This is a genomic window from Polaromonas sp. P2_G11 (genome assembly GCF_056403595.1).
This window is the reverse complement of record NZ_JBFUFE010000004.1, coordinates 1-19,470: the sequence shown is the minus strand read 5'-3', so window position 1 is coordinate 19,470 and position 19,470 is coordinate 1. Positions and strand designations below refer to the sequence as shown.

22 protein-coding genes are annotated in these 19,470 nt (G+C 62.2%); 14 read left to right on the top strand and 8 right to left on the bottom strand.

Features of this window, described 5'->3' with window-relative positions; translation table 11 throughout:
• Positions 1-11 precede the first annotated feature (11 nt).
• The 4 genes from creC to AC1DWQ_RS14270 all read right to left on the bottom strand — a co-directional run bounded on the left by creC (position 12) and on the right by AC1DWQ_RS14270 (position 3,642).
• The gene (gene creC, locus AC1DWQ_RS14285) at positions 12-1,409 is read right to left on the bottom strand and encodes a two-component system sensor histidine kinase CreC (protein WP_477670237.1); all 1,398 of its coding nucleotides are present in this window, start codon (positions 1,407-1,409) and stop codon (positions 12-14) included.
• 1 nt (position 1,410) lies between these two features.
• Positions 1,411-2,112, bottom strand: coding sequence for a two-component system response regulator CreB (gene creB, locus AC1DWQ_RS14280; protein ID WP_477670236.1), 702 nt, complete (start codon positions 2,110-2,112; stop codon positions 1,411-1,413).
• Positions 2,112-2,744, bottom strand: coding sequence for a MarC family protein (locus tag AC1DWQ_RS14275; RefSeq protein ID WP_457281681.1), 633 nt, complete (start codon positions 2,742-2,744; stop codon positions 2,112-2,114). Before AC1DWQ_RS14275 ends, creB begins: the two co-directional genes overlap by 1 nt.
• Positions 2,745-2,895: 151 nt before the next feature.
• Complete coding sequence (locus tag AC1DWQ_RS14270) at positions 2,896-3,642, bottom strand: SDR family oxidoreductase (RefSeq protein WP_477670235.1); 747 nt, start codon at positions 3,640-3,642, stop codon at positions 2,896-2,898.
• A 94-nt stretch (positions 3,643-3,736) separates the two neighbouring features.
• Between AC1DWQ_RS14270 and AC1DWQ_RS14265 the strand changes: the two genes are divergently transcribed.
• From AC1DWQ_RS14265 to AC1DWQ_RS14250, 4 genes are all read left to right on the top strand, one after another.
• Positions 3,737-4,345: a DsbA family protein gene (locus AC1DWQ_RS14265; protein ID WP_477670234.1), complete on the top strand. Its 609-nt coding sequence runs from the start codon at positions 3,737-3,739 to the stop codon at positions 4,343-4,345.
• Positions 4,346-4,416: 71 nt separating this feature from the next.
• Positions 4,417-5,106: a dienelactone hydrolase family protein gene (locus tag AC1DWQ_RS14260; RefSeq protein ID WP_477670233.1), complete on the top strand. Its 690-nt coding sequence runs from the start codon at positions 4,417-4,419 to the stop codon at positions 5,104-5,106.
• A gap of 68 nt (positions 5,107-5,174) precedes the next feature.
• Positions 5,175-6,023: an amidohydrolase family protein gene (locus AC1DWQ_RS14255; RefSeq protein WP_477670736.1), complete on the top strand. Its 849-nt coding sequence runs from the start codon at positions 5,175-5,177 to the stop codon at positions 6,021-6,023.
• 132 nt (positions 6,024-6,155) lie between these two features.
• Positions 6,156-6,818, top strand: coding sequence for a glutathione S-transferase family protein (locus AC1DWQ_RS14250; protein ID WP_477670232.1), 663 nt, complete (start codon positions 6,156-6,158; stop codon positions 6,816-6,818).
• Between the two features lie 4 nt (positions 6,819-6,822).
• On the opposite strand, the gene AC1DWQ_RS14245 is transcribed toward AC1DWQ_RS14250, so the two are convergent.
• The 4 genes from AC1DWQ_RS14245 to hemB all read right to left on the bottom strand — a co-directional run bounded on the left by AC1DWQ_RS14245 (position 6,823) and on the right by hemB (position 10,477).
• Positions 6,823-7,383, bottom strand: coding sequence for a DUF1003 domain-containing protein (locus tag AC1DWQ_RS14245; RefSeq protein WP_477670231.1), 561 nt, complete (start codon positions 7,381-7,383; stop codon positions 6,823-6,825).
• Positions 7,384-7,423: 40 nt separating this feature from the next.
• Positions 7,424-8,182 (bottom strand): DUF72 domain-containing protein, encoded by a 759-nt coding sequence (locus AC1DWQ_RS14240; protein ID WP_477670230.1) that lies wholly within the window; start codon positions 8,180-8,182, stop codon positions 7,424-7,426.
• A gap of 49 nt (positions 8,183-8,231) precedes the next feature.
• Positions 8,232-9,347 (bottom strand): magnesium transporter CorA family protein, encoded by a 1,116-nt coding sequence (locus AC1DWQ_RS14235; protein ID WP_477670229.1) that lies wholly within the window; start codon positions 9,345-9,347, stop codon positions 8,232-8,234.
• 113 nt (positions 9,348-9,460) lie between these two features.
• A complete protein-coding gene (hemB, locus tag AC1DWQ_RS14230; RefSeq protein ID WP_457281674.1) occupies positions 9,461-10,477 on the bottom strand; it encodes a porphobilinogen synthase in 1,017 nt (338 codons plus the stop codon).
• 458 nt (positions 10,478-10,935) lie between these two features.
• Between hemB and AC1DWQ_RS14225 the strand changes: the two genes are divergently transcribed.
• From AC1DWQ_RS14225 to fusA, 10 genes are all read left to right on the top strand, one after another.
• Complete coding sequence (locus tag AC1DWQ_RS14225) at positions 10,936-11,364, top strand: CopD family protein (RefSeq protein WP_477670228.1); 429 nt, start codon at positions 10,936-10,938, stop codon at positions 11,362-11,364.
• A 146-nt stretch (positions 11,365-11,510) separates the two neighbouring features.
• Positions 11,511-12,617: a VanZ family protein gene (locus AC1DWQ_RS14220; protein WP_477670227.1), complete on the top strand. Its 1,107-nt coding sequence runs from the start codon at positions 11,511-11,513 to the stop codon at positions 12,615-12,617.
• 162 nt (positions 12,618-12,779) lie between these two features.
• On the top strand, positions 12,780-13,052 hold the full coding sequence (locus tag AC1DWQ_RS14215) for a DUF2798 domain-containing protein (protein WP_477670226.1): 273 nt from the start codon (positions 12,780-12,782) through the stop codon (positions 13,050-13,052).
• Positions 13,053-13,104: 52 nt separating this feature from the next.
• Positions 13,105-13,443, top strand: coding sequence for a (2Fe-2S) ferredoxin domain-containing protein (locus AC1DWQ_RS14210; RefSeq protein WP_457281670.1), 339 nt, complete (start codon positions 13,105-13,107; stop codon positions 13,441-13,443).
• Between the two features lie 112 nt (positions 13,444-13,555).
• Positions 13,556-14,197, top strand: a complete 642-nt coding sequence (locus tag AC1DWQ_RS14205) for an alpha/beta hydrolase (protein WP_477670225.1) — start codon at positions 13,556-13,558, stop codon at positions 14,195-14,197.
• 67 nt (positions 14,198-14,264) lie between these two features.
• Entirely contained in the window at positions 14,265-15,482 is a 1,218-nt protein-coding gene (locus AC1DWQ_RS14200) for a D-alanyl-D-alanine carboxypeptidase family protein (protein WP_477670224.1), read from the top strand.
• A gap of 10 nt (positions 15,483-15,492) precedes the next feature.
• The gene (locus tag AC1DWQ_RS14195) at positions 15,493-15,849 is read left to right on the top strand and encodes a hypothetical protein (protein ID WP_477670223.1); all 357 of its coding nucleotides are present in this window, start codon (positions 15,493-15,495) and stop codon (positions 15,847-15,849) included.
• A 26-nt stretch (positions 15,850-15,875) separates the two neighbouring features.
• The gene (rpsL, locus tag AC1DWQ_RS14190) at positions 15,876-16,253 is read left to right on the top strand and encodes a 30S ribosomal protein S12 (protein ID WP_092130055.1); all 378 of its coding nucleotides are present in this window, start codon (positions 15,876-15,878) and stop codon (positions 16,251-16,253) included.
• Between the two features lie 227 nt (positions 16,254-16,480).
• Positions 16,481-16,954, top strand: coding sequence for a 30S ribosomal protein S7 (rpsG, locus tag AC1DWQ_RS14185; protein ID WP_011481226.1), 474 nt, complete (start codon positions 16,481-16,483; stop codon positions 16,952-16,954).
• 222 nt (positions 16,955-17,176) lie between these two features.
• A complete protein-coding gene (gene fusA / locus AC1DWQ_RS14180) occupies positions 17,177-19,279 on the top strand; it encodes an elongation factor G (RefSeq protein WP_457281667.1) in 2,103 nt (700 codons plus the stop codon).
• Positions 19,280-19,470 lie beyond the last annotated feature (191 nt).

Below are 19,470 nucleotides of genomic sequence, written 5' to 3'. Positions count from 1 at the left end.
GCGCGCCGCGGTTAGAAATGCAGCTCGACCCGCAACCCGGGCTGCGTGTTGCGCACCACCATGCGCCCGCCGTGCAGCAGCATGATCTGCCGCACGATGGCCAGCCCCAGGCCCGAGCCTTTGGTGTGTCCGTCGGGCCGCACGGTCGAGAAAAAGCGCTCGCCCAGGCGGGGCAGGGCGTAGTCCGCCACGCCGGGCCCGGCATCTTGCACGGCGATGAAGTCTGGCCCCGCTTCCAGGGTGATCGCCGAGCCCTCGGGTGCGAACGAGCGCGCGTTTTCCAGCAGGTTGCTCAGCGCCAGGCCCAGCAAGCCGGGCTCCGCATGCACGCCGGCATGTTCCGGACGGATTACGACTTTGATCGCATGCTGGGTCCGGCCGGCGCCGGTCTCCAGCTCAAAAGACTGGAGGAAGCCGGCCCACGCAAGGCGCTCGCGCTCTACCTCTGTATGGCGCTGCTCCAGCTTCGTCAGCTCGAGCATGCGGTCCACCAGCGCCTGCATGCGGCCGGACTGGGCCAGTACCTGCCCGGAAAACTCGCGGCGCGCGTGTTCGGGAAGCTCGTCCTGCAAGAGCTCGCCTGCGCTGCGGATCGCGGCGAGCGGGCTCTTGAGCTCATGGGTCAGGGCGCGCACGTAATCTTCTATGTACTCGTGGCCCTCCAGCTTCAGGCGCATGGCATCGACTGCCATGGCCAGATCGCCAAGCTCGCCCGGTATCTGCGGAACCGCGGGTTTCTCGCCCTGGCCGACGGCGTTGGCATAGCGGCGCAGCTTGCGAATGCTCCACACCACCCACAGCGTCACGGCCACACCGATGGCCAGCGACAACACCAGCAACAGCAGGCCGCTTAGGAAAATCTTCCGTTCGGCCCGGTCAATGAAGGCCTGGATGGTGGCCATCGGCTTGGCGACGGTCAGCACGCCGATGATTTTGCCGTCCTGCTGCACCGGCGCGGCGACGTACATTACGGAGCTGCGGTCGTCCTGCTGCACTTCACGGGTGGCGCGCGCGCCGTACTCGCCGCGCAGCGTGCGGGCCACATCGCGCCAGCGCGAATAATCCTGGCCGGTCGCCACGTTCTCCGAGTCAAACACCACCTTGCCGGCGGCGTCGGTCACGTACACCCGGAAGTCCAGCGATTGCTTGGCCAGGCCCCAGATCTGCGCGTCAATCGGCCGCTGCGCGTAGTTGCGCACATGGCCGGCGAAGCGCCCGTTGGCGATGGCGCCGGCCGACAGGTCGTCGCTGGCCAGTTCGGCGAGGATGTTGGCGGTGTCCACCATCATGTCTTCCATGACCTCCCGCACGCTGGGCTTGACCTCTGCCATGAAGACACGCAGCACAAAAAAAGCAGCAAGGCCCGTGACCAGAAAAAAACCGAACAGCAGCCGTATGCCCAGGCGCATGTCAGCTGCCTTTGGTGCGATTGATATCCAGGGAGTAACCCATGCCACGGTGTGTGACGATGTAGTCATGCTCCGGCGCTGCTTCCTGCAGCTTCGCACGCAGGGTTTTGATGTGGGTGTCTACGGTGCGGTCTGTGCTGTCCGAATCCGTGCCCCAGACCGCAGTGAGCAACTCATCACGCGAACGGATGCGTTCGCGGTGACGCAGCAGCTCGGCCAACAGGCCGAATTCGCGGCGCGTCAGGTTGAGTGGAAGGCCATGCAGGTTTGCGCGTTGGCCCGCGGTGTCAATCACGAAAGGACTGGCGCCAGCCGGCGCCGCTGCAGGGGCAGGCATGCGCGCGCGCCTGAGCAGGCTGCGCACGCGCGCCAGCAACTCGCGCGGACTGAAGGGTTTGCTCACATAGTCGTCGGCGCCCAGTTCCAGCCCGAGCACACGGTCGATCTCCTCGCCCTGCGCGCTCAGCATCAGCACCGGCAGGCTGCCGGCGGCGCGCAGTTCGCGGCACAGATCGAAACCGCTGCCATCGGGCAAGCCGACATCCAGGATCACGGCGTCGGGCAGCTGCAGCGCAAGCTGGCGGCGCGCATCGCCCAGCAGCAGGCTGTGTGTCACGGTGAGGCCGTCGCGCTCCAGTGTGTAGATGATGGACCGGGCAATCGCCGGGTCGTCTTCAACAAGAAGAATGCGCGCGCCGGCCATCAGCTTCTCAGGATAGGGAAGAGTTTTCCTAGACCACCGGCCATCACCTCGACCGCCAACGCGGCCAGGATCAGACCCATCAAACGTGTCATGACGTTGATACCGGTTTTTCCCAGCACGCGGGCAATCGGCTCGGCCAGCGAAAAGCTGATGGCAGTCACCAGCGCAATCACCACACCGTAGCCGACCAGCGCGGCAACCTGCAAGGCCGTCTGGGCCTTCTCTGCGTAAATCACCACGGTCGACATGGTGGCCGGGCCGGTCAGCAGCGGAATGGTGAGCGGCACCACCGCGATGCTGGCGCCGCGCGCAGCCTTCTCGGCGCCGTCTTCCATTTCATTGGTCAGGGGTTTGGCTTCGGCCGGTTGCGCATTCAGCATGTTCATCGAGCTGATCAGCAGCAGCATGCCGCCGCCGACCTGGAAGCTCGCCAGCGAGATACTGAAGAAGTCGAGGATCTGCAGGCCCAACAGCGCGCTGATGGCGATAACGACAAAAGCCGAAAAGGCTGCCACCAGGATGGTGCGGCGGCGCTGCTCGTCGGAGAAGCCCTGCGTGTAGTGGATAAAAAACGGCACGATGGCCAGCGGGTTGACGATGGCCAGCAGCGTGACAAGCGGTTTGAAATCCATCGTTTTTCCTTAGAGGCAATTCAAGTGGCAAGCCCAAAAGCGGGCTAGCCAGCACATTCCAGCCGGGGCCGCGGAACCGGCTTCGCCGGGCCGCAGGCGCAGCGCCCCCTCGGGGGGCAGCGCATTACGCGAAGCGAAAAGCGTGGGGGCACTACCTCCCTCCGGCGACGTCGAGCAGTGCACCTGTTGTATAGCTCGCATTGTCGCCGAGCAGCCAGACAATCGACTCCGCCACTTCGCCAGCGGTACCCGGCCGCTGCATCGGCACCAGCGGCGCCAGTTCACGGGCCCGGTCGGGCAAGCCGCCCGAAGCGTGAATGTCGGTGTCGATGATGCCCGGGCGCACGCCGTTCACACGAATGCCTTCGGTGGCCACTTCCTTGGCCAGCCCGACCGTGAAGGTGTCGATGGCGCCCTTGGCGGCTGCGTAGTCCACATACTGGCCGGGCCCGCCCAGCCGCGCTGCGGCGCTCGAGACGTTGACGATGGCGCCGCCCGCACCGCCGTAGCGCGTGCTCATGCGTTTGACGGCTTCGCGTGCGCAGAGGAACGAGCCGAACACATTGATCTCGAACATGCGCCGCACCCTTTCCAGCGTCATGGCGTCAACGCGGCTGGTGCGGTCCACCACGCCGGCATTGTTGACGAGGCCGTCCAGCCGGCCGAGCTTGGCATCCACTTTTTCAAACATGGCCAGCACCTGCGCCTCGTCGGCCACGTCGGCCTGAACCGTGATGCCCTGGCCGCCGCCCTGGCGGATCTGCCGCACCACTTCGTCGGCTGCCAGCGAGTTGCTGGTGTAGTTGACGGCCACCGCCCAACCCTGGCGCGCCGCGAGCAGGGCGCATGCGGCGCCTATGCCGCGCGAGCCGCCTGTGATCAAAACAACTTTTGACAAACCGGACCTCCTGCAGAAAATGGCAATCCCGGGTAAAAACGGGGATTGCATCGGGTCAATGTACTTGAACAGGCCCCCAAAACCGGAGACGATCATGAGCACCGTTGTGGATTATTACTTTACGCCGCAAAGCCCATGGACTTATCTGGGCCACGAACGCTTTGCGCAGATCGCCCGCGCAGCGGGCGCTACCGTGAATGTGCTGCCTATCGATCTGGGCGGCAAGGTGTTTCCCATCTCGGGCGGGTTGCCGCTGGGGCAGCGTGCGCCGCAGCGCCAGGCCTACCGCCTGCTGGAATTGCAGCGCTATTCAGACTACCTGCATGCGCCGCTGAACCTCAAGCCCAAATATTTCCCGGTGTCGGGTGATGAGGCCTCGCGCCTTATCATCGCCGTGGACCTGCATGACGGCAGCGAAGCCGCGATGAAAATCGGCGGCGCGATCTTCAGCGCCGTGTGGGTGCGCGAGCGCCACATCGCCGACGAAAAAGTGCTGGCCGAACTGCTCGCCGAATGCGGCTTGCCGGCCGGGCGGCTGGAGCAATCCTTCAGCCAGGCAGTGCAGGAGCGCTACGAAGCCAATACCCAGCAGGCGATCGACGCCGGCGTGTTCGGTGCGCCCAGTTATGTCATCGACGGCGAACTGTTCTGGGGGCAGGACCGGCTCGATTTCGTGGAGCGAAAGCTTAAGGCCGGGGCATAAACCGCTGGCCGTTTCCCCTCCAGTTTCCCTTCATCCACACCGATCAACCAATTCAACGGAGCATCCATCTCATGGGCCAATTCACCAACCTCACCGCCGCCGACGGCTTCGTCGTGCCGGCTTATGTGGCGAAACCGGAAGGCAAGCCGCGCGGCGGCATCGTTGTTGTGCAGGAAATTTTCGGCGTCAACTCGCACATCCGCGGCGTGACGGACCGCTTTGCGGCGGAAGGCTACCTGGCAGTGGCGCCCGCCACGTTCGAGCGTGTCAAGCCTGGCGTCGACATGGGTTACAGCGAGGCGGACATGAAGATCGGCTTCGAGCTGAAAACCGCTGTCAGCGCGCTGCCGGGCGCCGGTGTGCTGCAAGACATCCAGGCGGCGATTGACCACGCGGCCAGGGCCGGTGGCGGCAAGGTCGGCATCATCGGGTTTTGCTGGGGCGGTCTCTTGACCTGGCGTGCGGCCTGCCTGCTCAAGGGCTTGTCCGCAGCCGTTCCCTACTACGGCGGCGGCATCACGGCCGAGGAGGAAATCGCGCGCCAGCCGAAATGTCCGGTCATGGCCCATTTCGGTGACCAGGACCACTGGATCCCGATGGAAGGCGTTGAAGCCTTCCGCAAGGCGCACCCGGAAGTCGAGGTGCATGTGTACCAGGCCAACCACGGCTTCAACTGCGACCAGCGCGGCTCCTACAACGAAGCGGCGGCGAAGCTGGCACGCGAACGTTCGCTGGCGTTCCTTGCCGCCAAACTGGCCTGACCGTGCGCCCTGTCTCCGGATTCAAGCCTTTTCGGGTTGCAGCCCTTTGCGGATGTGCGCGAGCAGCTATTATTTTGATAGCGTTTTCGGCGACTGCCCGAGCGGCCGACTACGCCGGTCCGTTGTTTGACACGCACCTGCATTACAACGAAGAGGCCTGGAACGGAAACAGCGGTCCACACTCGCCAGCTGATGTTCTTGCGCGCATGAAGCGCAACGGCGTCAAAGCCATCGTCGCCAACTCCCGGCCCAACGACGGCACGAAGTCGCTGGCTGCCATGCCGGAAACGCGCAAGACCGGCGTTACCGTGGTCCCGTTTATCCGCCTGTACCGTAACCGCGCTGACTATGACAACTGGTTTCGCGACGAATCCATTTACGAAATGGTGGAAGCCGAGTTTGCGCGTGGCGTCACGGGCGACCAGGCGGGGCCTTACAAGGGCATCGGTGAATTTCATTTGTACGACAGCGCCAATGCCAGCGGACCCGTGGCCAAAAAGCTCATGCAGTTCGCTGCGAAGAACAAGCTGGCCGTGCTCTCGCACGTAGACGACACGGCGATCGACTTGTTGATGGCCCACGCACCGGATGCGCGGCTCATCTGGGCGCACACCGGCATAGGCGGCGCACCGGTGGCACGTGTTGATGCGCTGCTGGGCAAATACCCGCAGTTGATGGGTGAGCTGTCCTATCGCCCCGGCCTGACCTGCGAAGGCGGAAAGCTGTGTGCGGAGTGGCGCACGCTGCTGCTCAAGTACCCAGGCCGCTTCATGATCGGTTCCGACACCTGGGTCAACCAGCGCTGGTTGTATTACGACGAACTCATGAAGGGCTACCGCACCTGGCTGGGCGATTTGCCAGCCGATGTGGCCCGCAAGATCGCCTGGAGCAATGCGGCCGGTATCTTCGGTCTGTAAAATCCACCCCCGTCCAGGCTCACTGCGTGTAGCCTGTTCCCCCTCGAGGGGGCGGCGCCTGCGGTCTGGCAAAGCCAGTCCCGCGGCACCTTGCTTGCAGATGCGGGGAGAAGCGTGGGGCACAATATTCAGATGTACTTTCTGCACTTCTCTCCCAGTTCCGCCGCCATGGCGCCCCACATCCTGCTCCAGGAACTGGGCGTGCCGTTCGAAAAAGTCCTCGTCGACACCAGCACCGGCGCGCACCGGTCGGAGGCTTACCGCAAGCTCAACCCCAATGGCCTGATCCCGACGCTGGTCGACGGTGACCTGGTGCTGTATGAAACCGCCGCGATCTGCCTGCACCTGTGCGATACGCATCCCGAGGCCGGTCTGGCCCCAGCCGTCGGCACCACCGAACGCGCGCATTTCTACAAATGGTTGATCTGGTTGACCAACACCATGCAGTCGGCGCTGATCATTTATTTCTACACCGACCGCTGGATGAACCCTGGCAACGACCCCGGCGTAGCCGAGTTGAAGTCGCACGCCGAAGCCAAAGTCGGCCTGATGCTGGACCAGCTGGACGCGGAGCTGGCAAGGCTGGAGAAAATCCATGACCAACCCTGGCTGTTGGGTGCGGCGTATTCGGCCGTGGATATCTATGCGCTGACGCTGTGCCGCTGGACGCGCAACTTTGCGTCGTCGCCGGCACGCAACCGGCCCCACCTCGGCCCCTACCTGCAGCGTGCGCTGGCGCGGCCTGCCGTGATCAAAGCCTTCCACGCCGAAGGGCTGGCCCAGCCTTGGGTCTGAGTCTCTAAGCTTTCGCCGCAGATGGGTTGTCGCGCTGCGCCTGCTCGATCTGGGCGACCAGCTTTTCGGGGTCGGTGTTTTCCTTGAGGATGGGAATGTCCGGGTCGCCCTCGATGTTGGCGCCTACCTTTTTGGCGATGCGCTCCAGGATCTGGATCATCTTGGTGTTTTCCTGCTCGGTCAACAGGTTGATCTGCAGGTCAAGCTGGTTGCGCCGGTCACTGATGCGCAATTCATAGTTCTGGCTGATCAGGATAAAAGACGAGAGGAAGATGGCTTCCAGTGACACCATCAATGTGAGGAAGGTGAAGGGGTAGGGGTCGAAATGCGCCAGCCCCGGCCATGAATTGAAGCTGATCCAGAACGCAAACGCAGCCACGTGCATCCAGACAAAAGGCATGGAGCCGCAAAAGCCGGCGACAAAGGCGGCGATGCGGTCAGCCCGGCTGCGGTTGGCCAGTGCCGTTTCTTCCACGCGCCGCATGGCTTCGACATTTTCGCGCGTCAGGTCATCGGCGCAGGTTGTATGGCCGTTCAGCGCCTTCTTGCCGGCTTGATTGCTCATGGGACATCCTTTTCGGGGTGCTGCTACCCACTCCTGCAGGTCAGCTTCGTGCCAGCTTGCCGGTGAGGAGAAGCGCGTCGGGCACTGCAGCGCCGTTGGCCGTATTGTCAAAGATGCACCAGACGCCGGCGTCGGACGCCGCCGCAAGCTCAAGCCGGACGGCAAGCGTATCCAGCACATCGGGTGCATAGGCCGAGTAGTACATCTTCGGCGACCCATGCAGCCGCACATAGACCAGGCCGGGATGTCCACCCGGCTGGGCGGCTGTGTCAAACAGAACCGGGTCGGCCAGGACGCGGGCTATTTTCATGGCCTTGAGCAAGCCGTCGGCCGCTGGTGTGAACCAGCTGACATGGCGCGGCTCCAGCGCAACGCCGCCGGCATGGCGTTGCCGCAGTGCGGTGAGGAAGCTTGTGGCCGTTGCTGGATCAAAAGCCAGGCTGGGCGGCAGCTGCACCAGCAGGCAACCGAGTTTGTCGCCCAGGCAGCGGACCTGTGCCAGGAAAGTATCCAGGAGGGCATCGCAGCGGCGCAGCCGTTGTTCGTGCGTGATGGCTTTGGGCAGTTTGACGGAAAAGCGGAAATGCGCCGGTACCGTGGCCGCCCACCGCGCATAGGTGGCCGGCTGGTGCGGGCGGTAGAAGGAAGAATTGATCTCGACCGCATTGAAACGGGCGGCATAGCGCTCAAGGTGGCTGCCGTCCGGCGGGAATTCGGGCCAGGTGTCGCGCGGCAGGCTCCAGCCTGCGCAGCCAACCTTCACGCCGCAAGGATTGTGAGGCCGGGTTTCAGGCTGCATGGCGGCAGATCGCGGCGGTGGCTTTCGGGGACCGTTTGCGGGCGCCGTGTCAGCGGCGCGTCCTGGCCAGGTACTGCTTGCGCCAGAACACCGTGGCGACCACCACGACGATCAGGACCATGACCCCGAAGGTCCACCAGAAACCGGTGGAGGCGTGAAGAAAGGGCATGAACTCGAAGTTCATGCCGAAGAACCCGGTGATCAGGTTCAGCGGCAGGAAGATGGCGGTGAGCGCCGTCAGCGTGCGCATGATGTCGTTGGTGCGGTTGCTTTGCGCCGAGAAATGCATTTGCACCGCGGTTTCGGCGCTTTGCTCCATGCGGCGCACATGGTGCACCACGCGTTCGATGTGCTCAAGCACATCGCGTGAGCGGATTTTGAGCAGTTCGCGCTCGCGCACTGCGGCGGGTGTCCCGCCTTCGGGCCAGGTTTCAATCGAATCGATCCAGTCCTGCAGAGCGGCCCGCTGGTCTTCGCAGATTTCATCGAGGTGGTGCATGGCCAGCCGCGCATCGAGCACCGAGCTCCAGTTGGTAAAGCGTGTGCCGGGCCGCAGCAGTTCGGACTGCCAATGGTCGAGCTGGCGCGTGAGTTCGCGCCGCAGCTCGAGGTAGCCGTCCACCATCTGGTTGACGATGCGCAGCATCAGGTCGGCGGGGCTGGCGGGCAGTTTGACGCCGCTGGAGCGCGACTCCGCCGTGGTCGCATTGAGCAGGCGGGCCGCGTAGGCATCGCGCACCGCGCAGTCGGCGGGGTGCACCGTCAGCACCACCTTGTCAAACACGGCAAAGCCGACCGGGCTGGTGTCGATGCGCTTGAGGACCGGTGGGCCGCTGCGTTTCATGCGCTCGTGCAGCGGTTCGCCGGGCTGGCTGAGGTCGGTTTCGCTTTGCCCGGCCGCCAGGCGGCGGAACACCAGGATGTCGTACTGCGAGGTGTAGTCGTAGTGCGAAGGGAGCTGGTTGTTCAGCAGGTCGGCCACATGCAGGTCAACCAGCTGGGTGCCGCACAGCGTTTGCAGTGCCGCCTGGATCTGCGCCTGCGTCACCTCGAACTCGCGGCGGGCGCAGGCAATCCAGACAAAACCCTGCGCCGGCAACTGGGCCGGCAGGGTGTCTGTCTCGGTGATGCCCTGGGTGCCGGAAGCGATGGTGAAAACGCGCATGAAAGCTCTTCTTATCCTTGTTTTTAGGTATTAAATCGGCATTCCGGCAAAGCAGGATGGGCGCAAGCAGCTATGATTTTAATAGCGATTGTGCGCGGCACCTGCCGCCCGGTTCAGCCTTGCCGCAGCTTGCGGGCAGCGTCGATGGCGAAATACGTCAGCACACCGTCGGCGCCGGCGCGCTTGAAGGCCAGCAGGCTTTCCATCATCACGGCGTCGTGGTCCAGCCAGCCGTTTTGCGCGGCCGCCTTGATCATCGCGTATTCGCCGCTGACCTGGTAGGCGAAGGTGGGCACGCCGAATTCGTCTTTCACGCGGCGCACCACGTCCAGGTAGGGCATGCCGGGTTTGACCATCACCATGTCGGCGCCTTCGGCGATGTCCATGGCCACCTCGCGCAGCGCTTCGTCGCTGTTGCCCGGGTCCATCTGGTAGGCCTTTTTGTCGGCTTTGCCCAGATTGTTGGCCGAGCCGACCGCGTCGCGGAAGGGGCCGTAGAACGCGCTCGCGTACTTGGCGCTGTAGGCCATGATGCGGGTGTGGATCAGCTTTTTGGCCTCCAGTGCCTGGCGGATGGCGCCAATGCGGCCGTCCATCATGTCGCTGGGCGCGACCATGTCCACGCCGGCTTCGGCCTGGCAAAGCGCCTGCCGCACCAGCATGGCCACCGTCTCTTCATTGAGGATGTAACCGTTTTCATCCGGCAGGCCGTCCTGCCCATGCGTGGTGAAGGGGTCCAGCGCCACGTCGGTCATCACGCCCAGGTCGGGGAAGTGCTTTTTCAGTGCCCGCACCACCCGCGGGATCAGGCCATCGGGATTGGTGGCTTCGACGCCGTCGTAGGTTTTGAGCGAGGCGTCCACCACCGGGAACAAGGCCATCACCGGAATGCCCAGCTTCACGCATTCCTCCGCCACCGGCAGCAGCAGGTCAAGGCTCAGCCTTTCGACGCCGGGCATGGAGGCCACCGCCTGGCGCTGCTGCTGGCCGTCCACCACAAAGACGGGATAAATGAGGTCGTGCGGGGTAAGTGCGTGTTCACGTACCAGGTTGCGGGTGAAGGCATCACGGCGCAGGCGCCGTGGGCGCCCGGCGGGAAAGGGCGCGAAGTTGGAGGCGTGCTGTGTCATGCGCAAATTGTGCCAAAGGTTGATCAAGGCCTGAAAGTATTTGGCCGGGCGTCATCTGCTATCTATCTATATGGAGACATGCTTGGTGCCGCGCCATTTCGGAGGTGGCAGGCTTTACATGGAATTACTTAGTTAACTTATGAAATCATTGCCAATGCGCAGCCAGCGTGGTTAGAATTGCTACGTGTGGTTACCAATTTGGCAACTGCATCCCGCTTTTCCTCCCTGAGCGGGGCCTTTGCGTGTGACAGCAAAAAGGCTTACCAGCCCGGTTGGCCCAGTGCCATCCGGGCATTTTTTTGGCCCGTGGCCACGGCGCCGCCATCGTCTCAGGGGATGGGTGCGGGTTTTAAACCAGCATAAGCCGCGGAACCGGCTTTGCCGGGCCGCAGGCGGGCGGCCCCCTCGGGGGGCAGCGACCCACACGAAGTGGGGGAGCGTGGGGGCTACACTTCCTTATGCTCTGGGTCAAATCACTCCACATCGTTTTCATCGCCAGCTGGTTTGCCGGGCTGTTTTACCTGCCGCGCATTTTTGTGAACCTGGCCATGGTGCCGCCGGAAAGCGTGGCTGAGCGCGAGCGGCTCATATTGATGGCACGCAAGCTCATGCGTTTCACCACCATCCTGGCCGTGCCTGCGTTGGGCTTTGGCCTGTGGCTGTACCTGGGTTACGGCATAGGCCGCGGGCCCGGCAACGGCTGGATGCATGCCAAGCTCGCCGTTGTGGTGCTGGTGATCGGCTACCACCACGCCTGCGGCCGCCTGCTGGCCAGGTTCGTCGCCAACCACAACGCTCGCAGTCACAAATGGTTTCGCTGGTTTAACGAAGTGCCGGTGCTGCTGTTATTGGCAGCAGTCATCCTCGTCGTGGTCAAGCCCTTCTAAGGTCACAACCGGGCGCAGCAGTGAAAAAGAAGGCCCCTCCCCAACCAGCAGACGCGGTCGAACCGGCTTCGCCGGGCGCCTCGCGTCGCCCCCTGCAAGGGGGGGAGGAACTACACGAAGCGAAGCGCAGTGAGAACGGCGGGGGTGTGCACAGAACAACCGCCTGGCCGCTGTCCCTGGCAACCATTTGCCTGGTCATCTACGCAAGCCTTTACCCCTTTGCCGACTGGCGCGACCAAGGCATTTCACCCTTCAGGTTTCTGGCGGCGCCCCTGCCGCAGTACTGGACGGGGTTTGACGTGGGCGCCAACCTGTTGGGCTACGCGCCGCTGGGCTTCCTGCTGGCGCTGTCGGCACTGCGCAGCCGGCGTGTTTCCTGGGCTGTGACGGTGGCGGTGCTGGTCAGCGCGCTGCTGTCGCTGGCCATGGAAACGCTGCAAAGCTACCTGCCTTCGCGCATTCCCTCCAATGTCGATCTGGCGCTCAACACCACCGGTGCATGGCTGGGCGCGTGCTGTGCGTGGACGCTGGAAAAAGCCGGCATTGTCGACCGCTGGAGCCGCTTTCGGGCACGCTGGTTCGCGCAGGATGCGCGGGGTGCGCTGGTATTGCTGATGCTCTGGCCGCCCGCGTTGCTGTTTCCTGCTTCCGTGCCGCTGGGGCTGGGACAGGTGTTCGAGCGCCTGGAGTCGGCGCTTGCCGAGGTGCTGGCCGACACGCCTTTCCTCGAATGGATGCCGGTGCGCGACATGGAGCTGCAGCCGCTGGTGCCCATCGCCGAATTGCTGTGCGTGGCGCTGGGCGCGCTGATTCCCTGCCTGCTCGGCTATTGTGTGATCCGCACGCTGTGGCAGCGCGCGGCGTTTTCGGCGGCCATCATTGCGGTCGGCATTGCCGCATCGGCGCTGTCGGCCGCGCTCAGCTACGGGCCGGACCACGCCTGGGCCTGGCTGGACCTGCCGGTGCAGGTGGGCATCGGGTTTGCCGTTGTGCTGGCGGCGCTGCTGCTACCTGTGCCGCGCCGGGCGGCGGCGGCGCTGGCCTTGCTGGCGCTGACCGTCCATTTGGGGCTGCTCAACCAGGCGCCCGCCGACCCATACTTTGCACAAACCCTGCAAACCTGGGAGCAGGGCCGCTTTATCCGTTTTCACGGCCTGGTGCAGTGGCTGGGCTGGCTGTGGCCGTATGCGGCCTTGCTGTATGTCCTGGTGCGGCTTTCAGGCCGCGAGCCACGCGCTGATGCGCGCCGGTGATTCGCCTCTGCTAATATCGGCCTGCGATCTCCCTCAAGAGTTGCCGTAAGCGTTTACGTCAATCAACGCGCCTACTACCGCCGGCCATGCCGGGGTTGTGTTCCCTGCATCCCCACCGGCTGCCGGGAAGGCGCCTTGACTGGACGGCTTATGGAACCCTGTATGAACTCTTCGAAACCTTCATCGCGCACCCTTTTCGGTTTGACAAAACTCCCCGCTCGCAGCGCGCGATGGGTCACACCCTTGCTGCTTTCGGTGTTGATGACCTGCATCGTGTCGATCATCAGCACGCTCAAGGGCGTCGGTATCGCGCCCGGGGTCCTGCGCATCTGGCTGGGTGCCTGGGCGCTTTCCTGGGTCGTTGCATTCCCGGCGCTGCTGCTGGCGCTTCCGCTGGTGAAAAAAGCCACGGCGCTGGTCGTTGAGACGCCTTGATCCCGGGCCAATGCGGGAACCTTCTCCGGTACACATCCACTAAAGTCACACCATGCCTGAACAAAATTCCTATTACGAACGCCATGTCTTCTTTTGCCTGAACCAGCGCGCCAACGGCGAAGACTGCTGTGCCGACCACCGCGCACAGGAAGGCTTTGATCGCTGCAAATCGCAGGTGAAAGCCGCGGGGCTGGCCGGGCCAGGCAAGGTCAGGGTCAACAAGGCTGGCTGCCTGGACCGCTGCGCAGCCGGCCCTGTGGCCGTGGTCTACCCCGAAGCGGTCTGGTACACCTATGTCGACGCCAGCGACATTGATGAAATTGTCGAGTCGCACCTGAAAAACGGCAAAGTCGTTGAGCGCCTGCTGGTGCCTGCGCACGTCGGGCGGTAGGCCGGGGGCGGCGCAGCGTACGTAAATTTGCATCTTTTCCCTTCCGGACCAATAGGGATATGCGCGAGTAGCTCCTTATTTGATAGCAACCTGTTTGAATGGATCCGTCACAGTGAATTCGCAGACCCGCAAATCGATCATCCAGGGCCCCGCCGGCGCGCTTGAAATCGCCGTAGACCTTCCCGCCGGCGACTCGCGCGGCGTGGCGGTCATTGCGCATCCGCACCCGCTGTTTGCGGGCACCATGGACAACAAGGTGGTGCAGACGCTGGCCCGGGCGTTTGTGCAATGCGGATGGACCGCCGTCCGGTTCAATTTCCGCGGTGTGGGCGGCAGCGCCGGCAGCCATGACGAAGGCCGGGGCGAGCTCGAAGACCTGCTGGCCGTGGTGGAGCATGCGGCACCGGCCAGCAGCGGCCAGGTGCTGGCACTGGCCGGGTTTTCGTTTGGCGCCTTTGTCACCACCCACGCCTTTGAGCGCCTCAGTGCCGCTCGCGCCATTGAAAAACTGGTGCTGGTCGGCACCAGCGTGAGCCGCGCGCCTGCTGCGCCCATCGACGAAGCAGCCCATCTGAAAACCCTGGTCGTGCACGGTGAGCAGGACGACACGGTGCTGCTGTCTGCCGTGCTGGACTGGGCCAGGCCGCAGGCACTGCCTGTTACCGTTGTGCCTGGGGGGAGCCATTTCTTTCATGGACAATTGCCCCTGCTGAAAAATCTTGTGGTTCGCCACCTGTCTTCGCCCTCCGCCTGATGCTGTTTGCCAAGCGCTCCCTGACTCTGACCCTTACCCTTCACCGAATTTCACTGAACCACTACTGATGCAAGCTTCACTCAAGGCCCTCCGCGCCGCCCCCGGCCTGCGCGCTTTTGCCGCCACCGTGTTCCTGGCTTTCTCTGCGGTGCTGCCCGTGGCGCATGCCCAGGTGCCGCAAGCGCCCGAAATCGCCGCACGCTCCTATTTGCTGCTGGATATCACCGCCAACCAGATCCTGGCGGCCAAGGACATCGATTCGCCGGTGGAGCCTGCATCGCTGACCAAGCTGATGACCGAATACCTGGTATTCGATGCACTCAAATCCAAAAAAATCGATCTGAAGCAGACCTTCCCCGTCAGCCAGCGGGCCTGGAAGATGCCGGGTTCGCGCATGTTCATCGACCCGAAGATGCAGGTGCCCGTGGAAGACCTGATCAAGGGCATGGTGGTTCAATCGGGCAATGACGCGACCATGGCGCTCGCTGAAGGCGTGGGCGGCTCGGCCGAAAACTTTGTCCGCCTCATGAACGAGCAGGCCAAGGCGCTGGGCATGAAGTCCACGTCCTATAAAAACCCGGAAGGCCTGACCGAACCCGGCCACACGACCACCGCGCGTGACCTGAGCATCCTGTCTACCCGGCTAATGCAGGATTTCCCCGATTACATCGGCTATTCGGCGATCAAGAAATACCGCTATCCCGGCACGCCTGCGGCCAACGACACCAACCGCAATACCCTGCTGTTCCGCGACCCGACGGTGGACGGCCTGAAAACCGGCCATACCGACGCCGCCGGCTATTGCATGATCGCCACGGCAAAGCGCGACTTCCCCAACCTGGGTGCTGCCGGTGCGCCAGGCGGGCGCCGGTTGCTGGCCATCGTGCTGGGCACGGTCAGCGACAGCGCACGCGCCAATGAATCACAAAAACTGCTGAATTGGGGCTACACGGCCTATGAAGCCGTGAAGTTGTTCGACGCCGGCCAGGCCGTGGTCACTCCATCGGTCTGGAAAGGCACCTCCTCGACCGTGAAGCTGGGCCGTCCGCAGGCCATCGTGGTGGCCATCGCTGCCGGCGGTGCCGCCAAAGTCAAAACCCAGGTGGCGCGGCCCGACCCGTTGGTGGCGCCGTTTGCCAAGGGCCAGGCTGTTGGCACGCTGAAGGTCACCTTGGGCGACAACCCCGCCCCGGTGGCCGAAGTGCCGCTGGTGGCACTGGAGGCGGTGGGCGAGGCCGGCATCCTGGGCCGTGCTTGGGACGCCATCCGGCTGTGGATTAAATAAGACGAAGGGCATGGTGGGTCTGGGCGGATACGTTCACATCCAGCCCTTCCCGACACCGTTACCTCAGGTGTCGCTGGTTATACAGGGCGTTGATACCGGCGCTTTCCCCTGGTTTTCAGGCAAATTGCGGGCCGCCAATACCCTGTCGGAGATTGGCGGACTCTTCCTCCAGGGCATCCGGCGGGAAAACTCACTTGGAGTGGGCGCTAACATCGAATCTTTGGGCGCCGAACTTCTCTTTGCCGGCCATTTCGTGTGTTCAGGCCGCGCGTTCTGCTTGAGGGATTCCCCTATCCGGTTTATACTAGAAGGCTTTTCCGCTTTCGTGGCGGGAAATATTTGTGGCCGTATCAACACGGTAAATTAGTTTTCAGACGTTTAGGGACGTTTTCAATGCCAACCATTAATCAGTTAGTCCGTCAGGGGCGCGAGGTCGAAAAGATCAAGTCCAAGAGCCCTGCGATGGAAAATTCTCCGCAGCGCCGCGGTGTATGCACCCGTGTGTACACCACGACGCCTAAAAAGCCCAATTCCGCTCTGCGTAAGGTTGCCAAAGTGCGCCTGACCAACGGTTTTGAAATTATTTCCTACATCGGCGGCGAAGGCCACAACCTGCAGGAACACAGCGTGGTGCTGGTTCGCGGCGGTCGTGTCAAGGACTTGCCCGGTGTGCGTTACCACATCGTCCGTGGTTCGCTCGACTTGCAAGGCGTGAAAGACCGCAAGCAGTCGCGCTCCAAGTACGGTGCGAAAAAGCCAAAGGCCAAATAAGCCAAACCGGTTCGGGTTTTTCTCTTCACTGAGAGCTCGCGCCAGAAGAAGTTGTCACGGAAAGCCTGTGATAGTTCCTTCAAAACAAGGTGTTTCACTCGCCCTGGCAGGTGTCTGAAACGAAGTGACCCAAGTGCAAATAGTTGCACCGGTCGAGTAAGTGAGGGTTTTGATAACTCTCGCGGTGTTGCCAAAAGCAATGCCAACTGAAGCAAAGAGGTGAAAAAATGCCACGTCGTCGCGAAGTCCCTAAACGTGAAATTCTTCCTGATCCAAAATTTGGCGATGTTGATCTCGCCAAGTTCATGAACGTGATCATGCAAGGCGGCAAAAAGGCCGTCGCAGAGCGCATCATTTATGGCGCGCTCGACTTTATCGAGAAAAAGAACCCCGGCAAAGACCCGCTCGAGGCTTTCCACATGGCCATCGGCAACATCAAGCCCATGGTTGAAGTGAAATCCCGCCGCGTCGGCGGCGCCAACTACCAGGTGCCGGTTGAAGTGCGTCCTGTCCGCCGTATGGCTCTGGCCATGCGCTGGCTCAAGGAAGCCGCCAAGAAGCGTGGCGAGAAGTCCATGTCTTTGCGTCTGGCCAATGAGCTGATGGAAGCGACCGAAGGCCGCGGCGGCGCCATGAAAAAGCGTGATGAAGTTCACCGCATGGCAGAAGCCAACAAGGCGTTCAGCCACTTCCGCTTCTAATTTTCGATTGCAGTAATTGCTGCGCTGAATTGACGGGTTGCTGGTTGGTTTCAAGGTGCTGGGTGCCTTGATTGCCGGCCGTTCAACCCCAATTTCTGCCAGCCGGGTGTGGTGCACAACACCCTTCCCGGCCAGCAGACGCGTAGAAGAAATGAAGGATGCCCGGACTGCGGGCAGTCTTTCAACGAGTCTTTGTTCGTAACCCCGAACTGAAAGTAATTTATGTCCCGCGCTACCCCCATTTCCCAATACCGCAACATCGGCATTTCCGCGCACATTGATGCCGGCAAGACCACCACCACCGAGCGGATCCTTTTTTACACCGGCGTGAACCACAAGATTGGTGAAGTTCACGACGGCGCTGCCACCATGGACTGGATGGAGCAAGAGCAGGAGCGCGGCATCACGATTACTTCCGCCGCCACCACCTGCTTCTGGAAGGGCATGGACACGTCCCTGCCTGAGCACCGCATCAACATCATCGACACCCCGGGCCACGTGGACTTCACGATTGAAGTCGAGCGTTCCATGCGCGTGCTTGACGGCGCCTGCATGGTGTATTGCGCCGTGGGTGGCGTTCAGCCCCAGTCGGAAACCGTCTGGCGCCAGGCCAACAAGTACAAAGTTCCCCGCCTTGCGTTCGTCAACAAGATGGACCGCACCGGCGCGAACTTCTTCAAGGTCGTCGAGCAGATGAAGCTGCGCCTGAAGGCCAGCCCTGTGCCCATGGTGATCCCCATCGGCGCTGAAGAAAGCTTCACCGGCGTGGTCGACTTGCTGAAAATGAAGGCCATCATCTGGGATGAGGCCTCGCAAGGCATGAAGTTCACCTACAGTGATATCCCCGCCGAGCTCGTCGAGCTGGCCAAGGAATGGCGCGAGAAGATGGTTGAGGCTGCCGCCGAGTCGTCTGAAGAGCTGATGAACAAATACCTTGAAGAAGGTGATCTGACCGAAGCTGAAATCAAGCTGGGCATCCGCACGCGTACCATCGCCAGCGAAATCCAGCCGATGTACTGCGGCTCTGCCTTCAAGAACAAGGGCGTGCAGCGCATGCTGGACGCCGTGATTGAATTCATGCCGTCGCCGATCGACATTCCTCCCGTCAAGGGCATGGACGAAGACGAAGCGCCTGTCACCCGCAAGGCTGACGACGAAGAGAAATTCTCTGCGCTGGCATTCAAGCTGATGACTGACCCGTTTGTGGGCCAGCTCACCTTCGTGCGCGTTTACTCCGGCGTCCTGAAAAAGGGCGACAGCGTTTACAACCCGATCAAAGGCAAGAAAGAGCGTATCGGCCGTATCGTGCAGATGCACGCGAACAACCGTGAAGAAGTCAGCGAAATCCGCGCCGGCGACATCGCCGCCTGCGTGGGTCTGAAAGACGTGACCACGGGCGAAACCCTGTGCGATCCGGATGCCATCGTCATGCTTGAGCGCATGGTGTTCCCCGAGCCTGTGATTACCCAAGCCGTGGAACCCAAGACCAAGGCTGACCAGGAAAAAATGGGCATCGCCCTGCAGCGCCTGGCGCAGGAAGATCCCTCTTTCCGCGTCAAGACCGACGAAGAGTCCGGTCAGACCCTGATCGCCGGTATGGGCGAGCTGCATCTGGAAATTATTGTCGACCGCATGAAGCGCGAATTCGGCGTGGAAGCCAACGTCGGCAAGCCGCAGGTGGCTTACCGCGAAACCATCCGTAAAACGGTGGAAGACGCTGAAGGCAAGTTCGTGCGCCAGTCCGGCGGTAAAGGCCAGTACGGTCACGTTGTGCTCAAGATTGAGCCGAACGAAGCCGGCAAGGGCATCGAGTTCGTCGACGCCATCAAGGGCGGTGTGGTTCCTCGCGAATACATCCCTGCGGTGGAAAAGGGCATCAACGAGGCCGTCACGTCCGGCGTGTTGGCTGGCTATCCGGTGGTTGACGTCAAGGTCACGCTGCACTTCGGTTCGTACCACGATGTGGACTCGAACGAGCTGGCCTTCAAGATGGCCGCCATCTTCGGCTTTAAGGAAGGCTGCCGCAAGGCAAGCCCCGTGATTCTGGAGCCCATGATGGCCGTGGAAGTTGAGACGCCTGAAGACTACGCCGGCAACGTGATGGGCGATCTGTCCTCACGCCGCGGCATGGTGCAGGGCATGGAAGACATGGTCGGTGGCGGCAAAGCCATCAAGGCGGAAGTGCCGCTGTCTGAAATGTTCGGCTATTCGACCACGCTGCGTTCGATGTCGCAGGGCCGTGCTACGTACTCCATGGAGTTCAAGCACTACTCTGAAGCTCCGCGCAATGTGTCGGAAGCCATCATGGCTTCGCGCGCCAAGTAAGTAACGTTCGCTGCCGATTCCGGATGGGGTTGGCAGCTTTTTTCCTTGTCTGCGATTGTGTGCCACTTCGTGCCCGTGCGAAGTGAATCAGCAACACAGTGCAGACGTTAAACCGTACACGGGCATGTTCTTTATCTGGAGAGAAAAATGGCAAAAGGCAAATTTGAGCGGACCAAGCCGCACGTCAACGT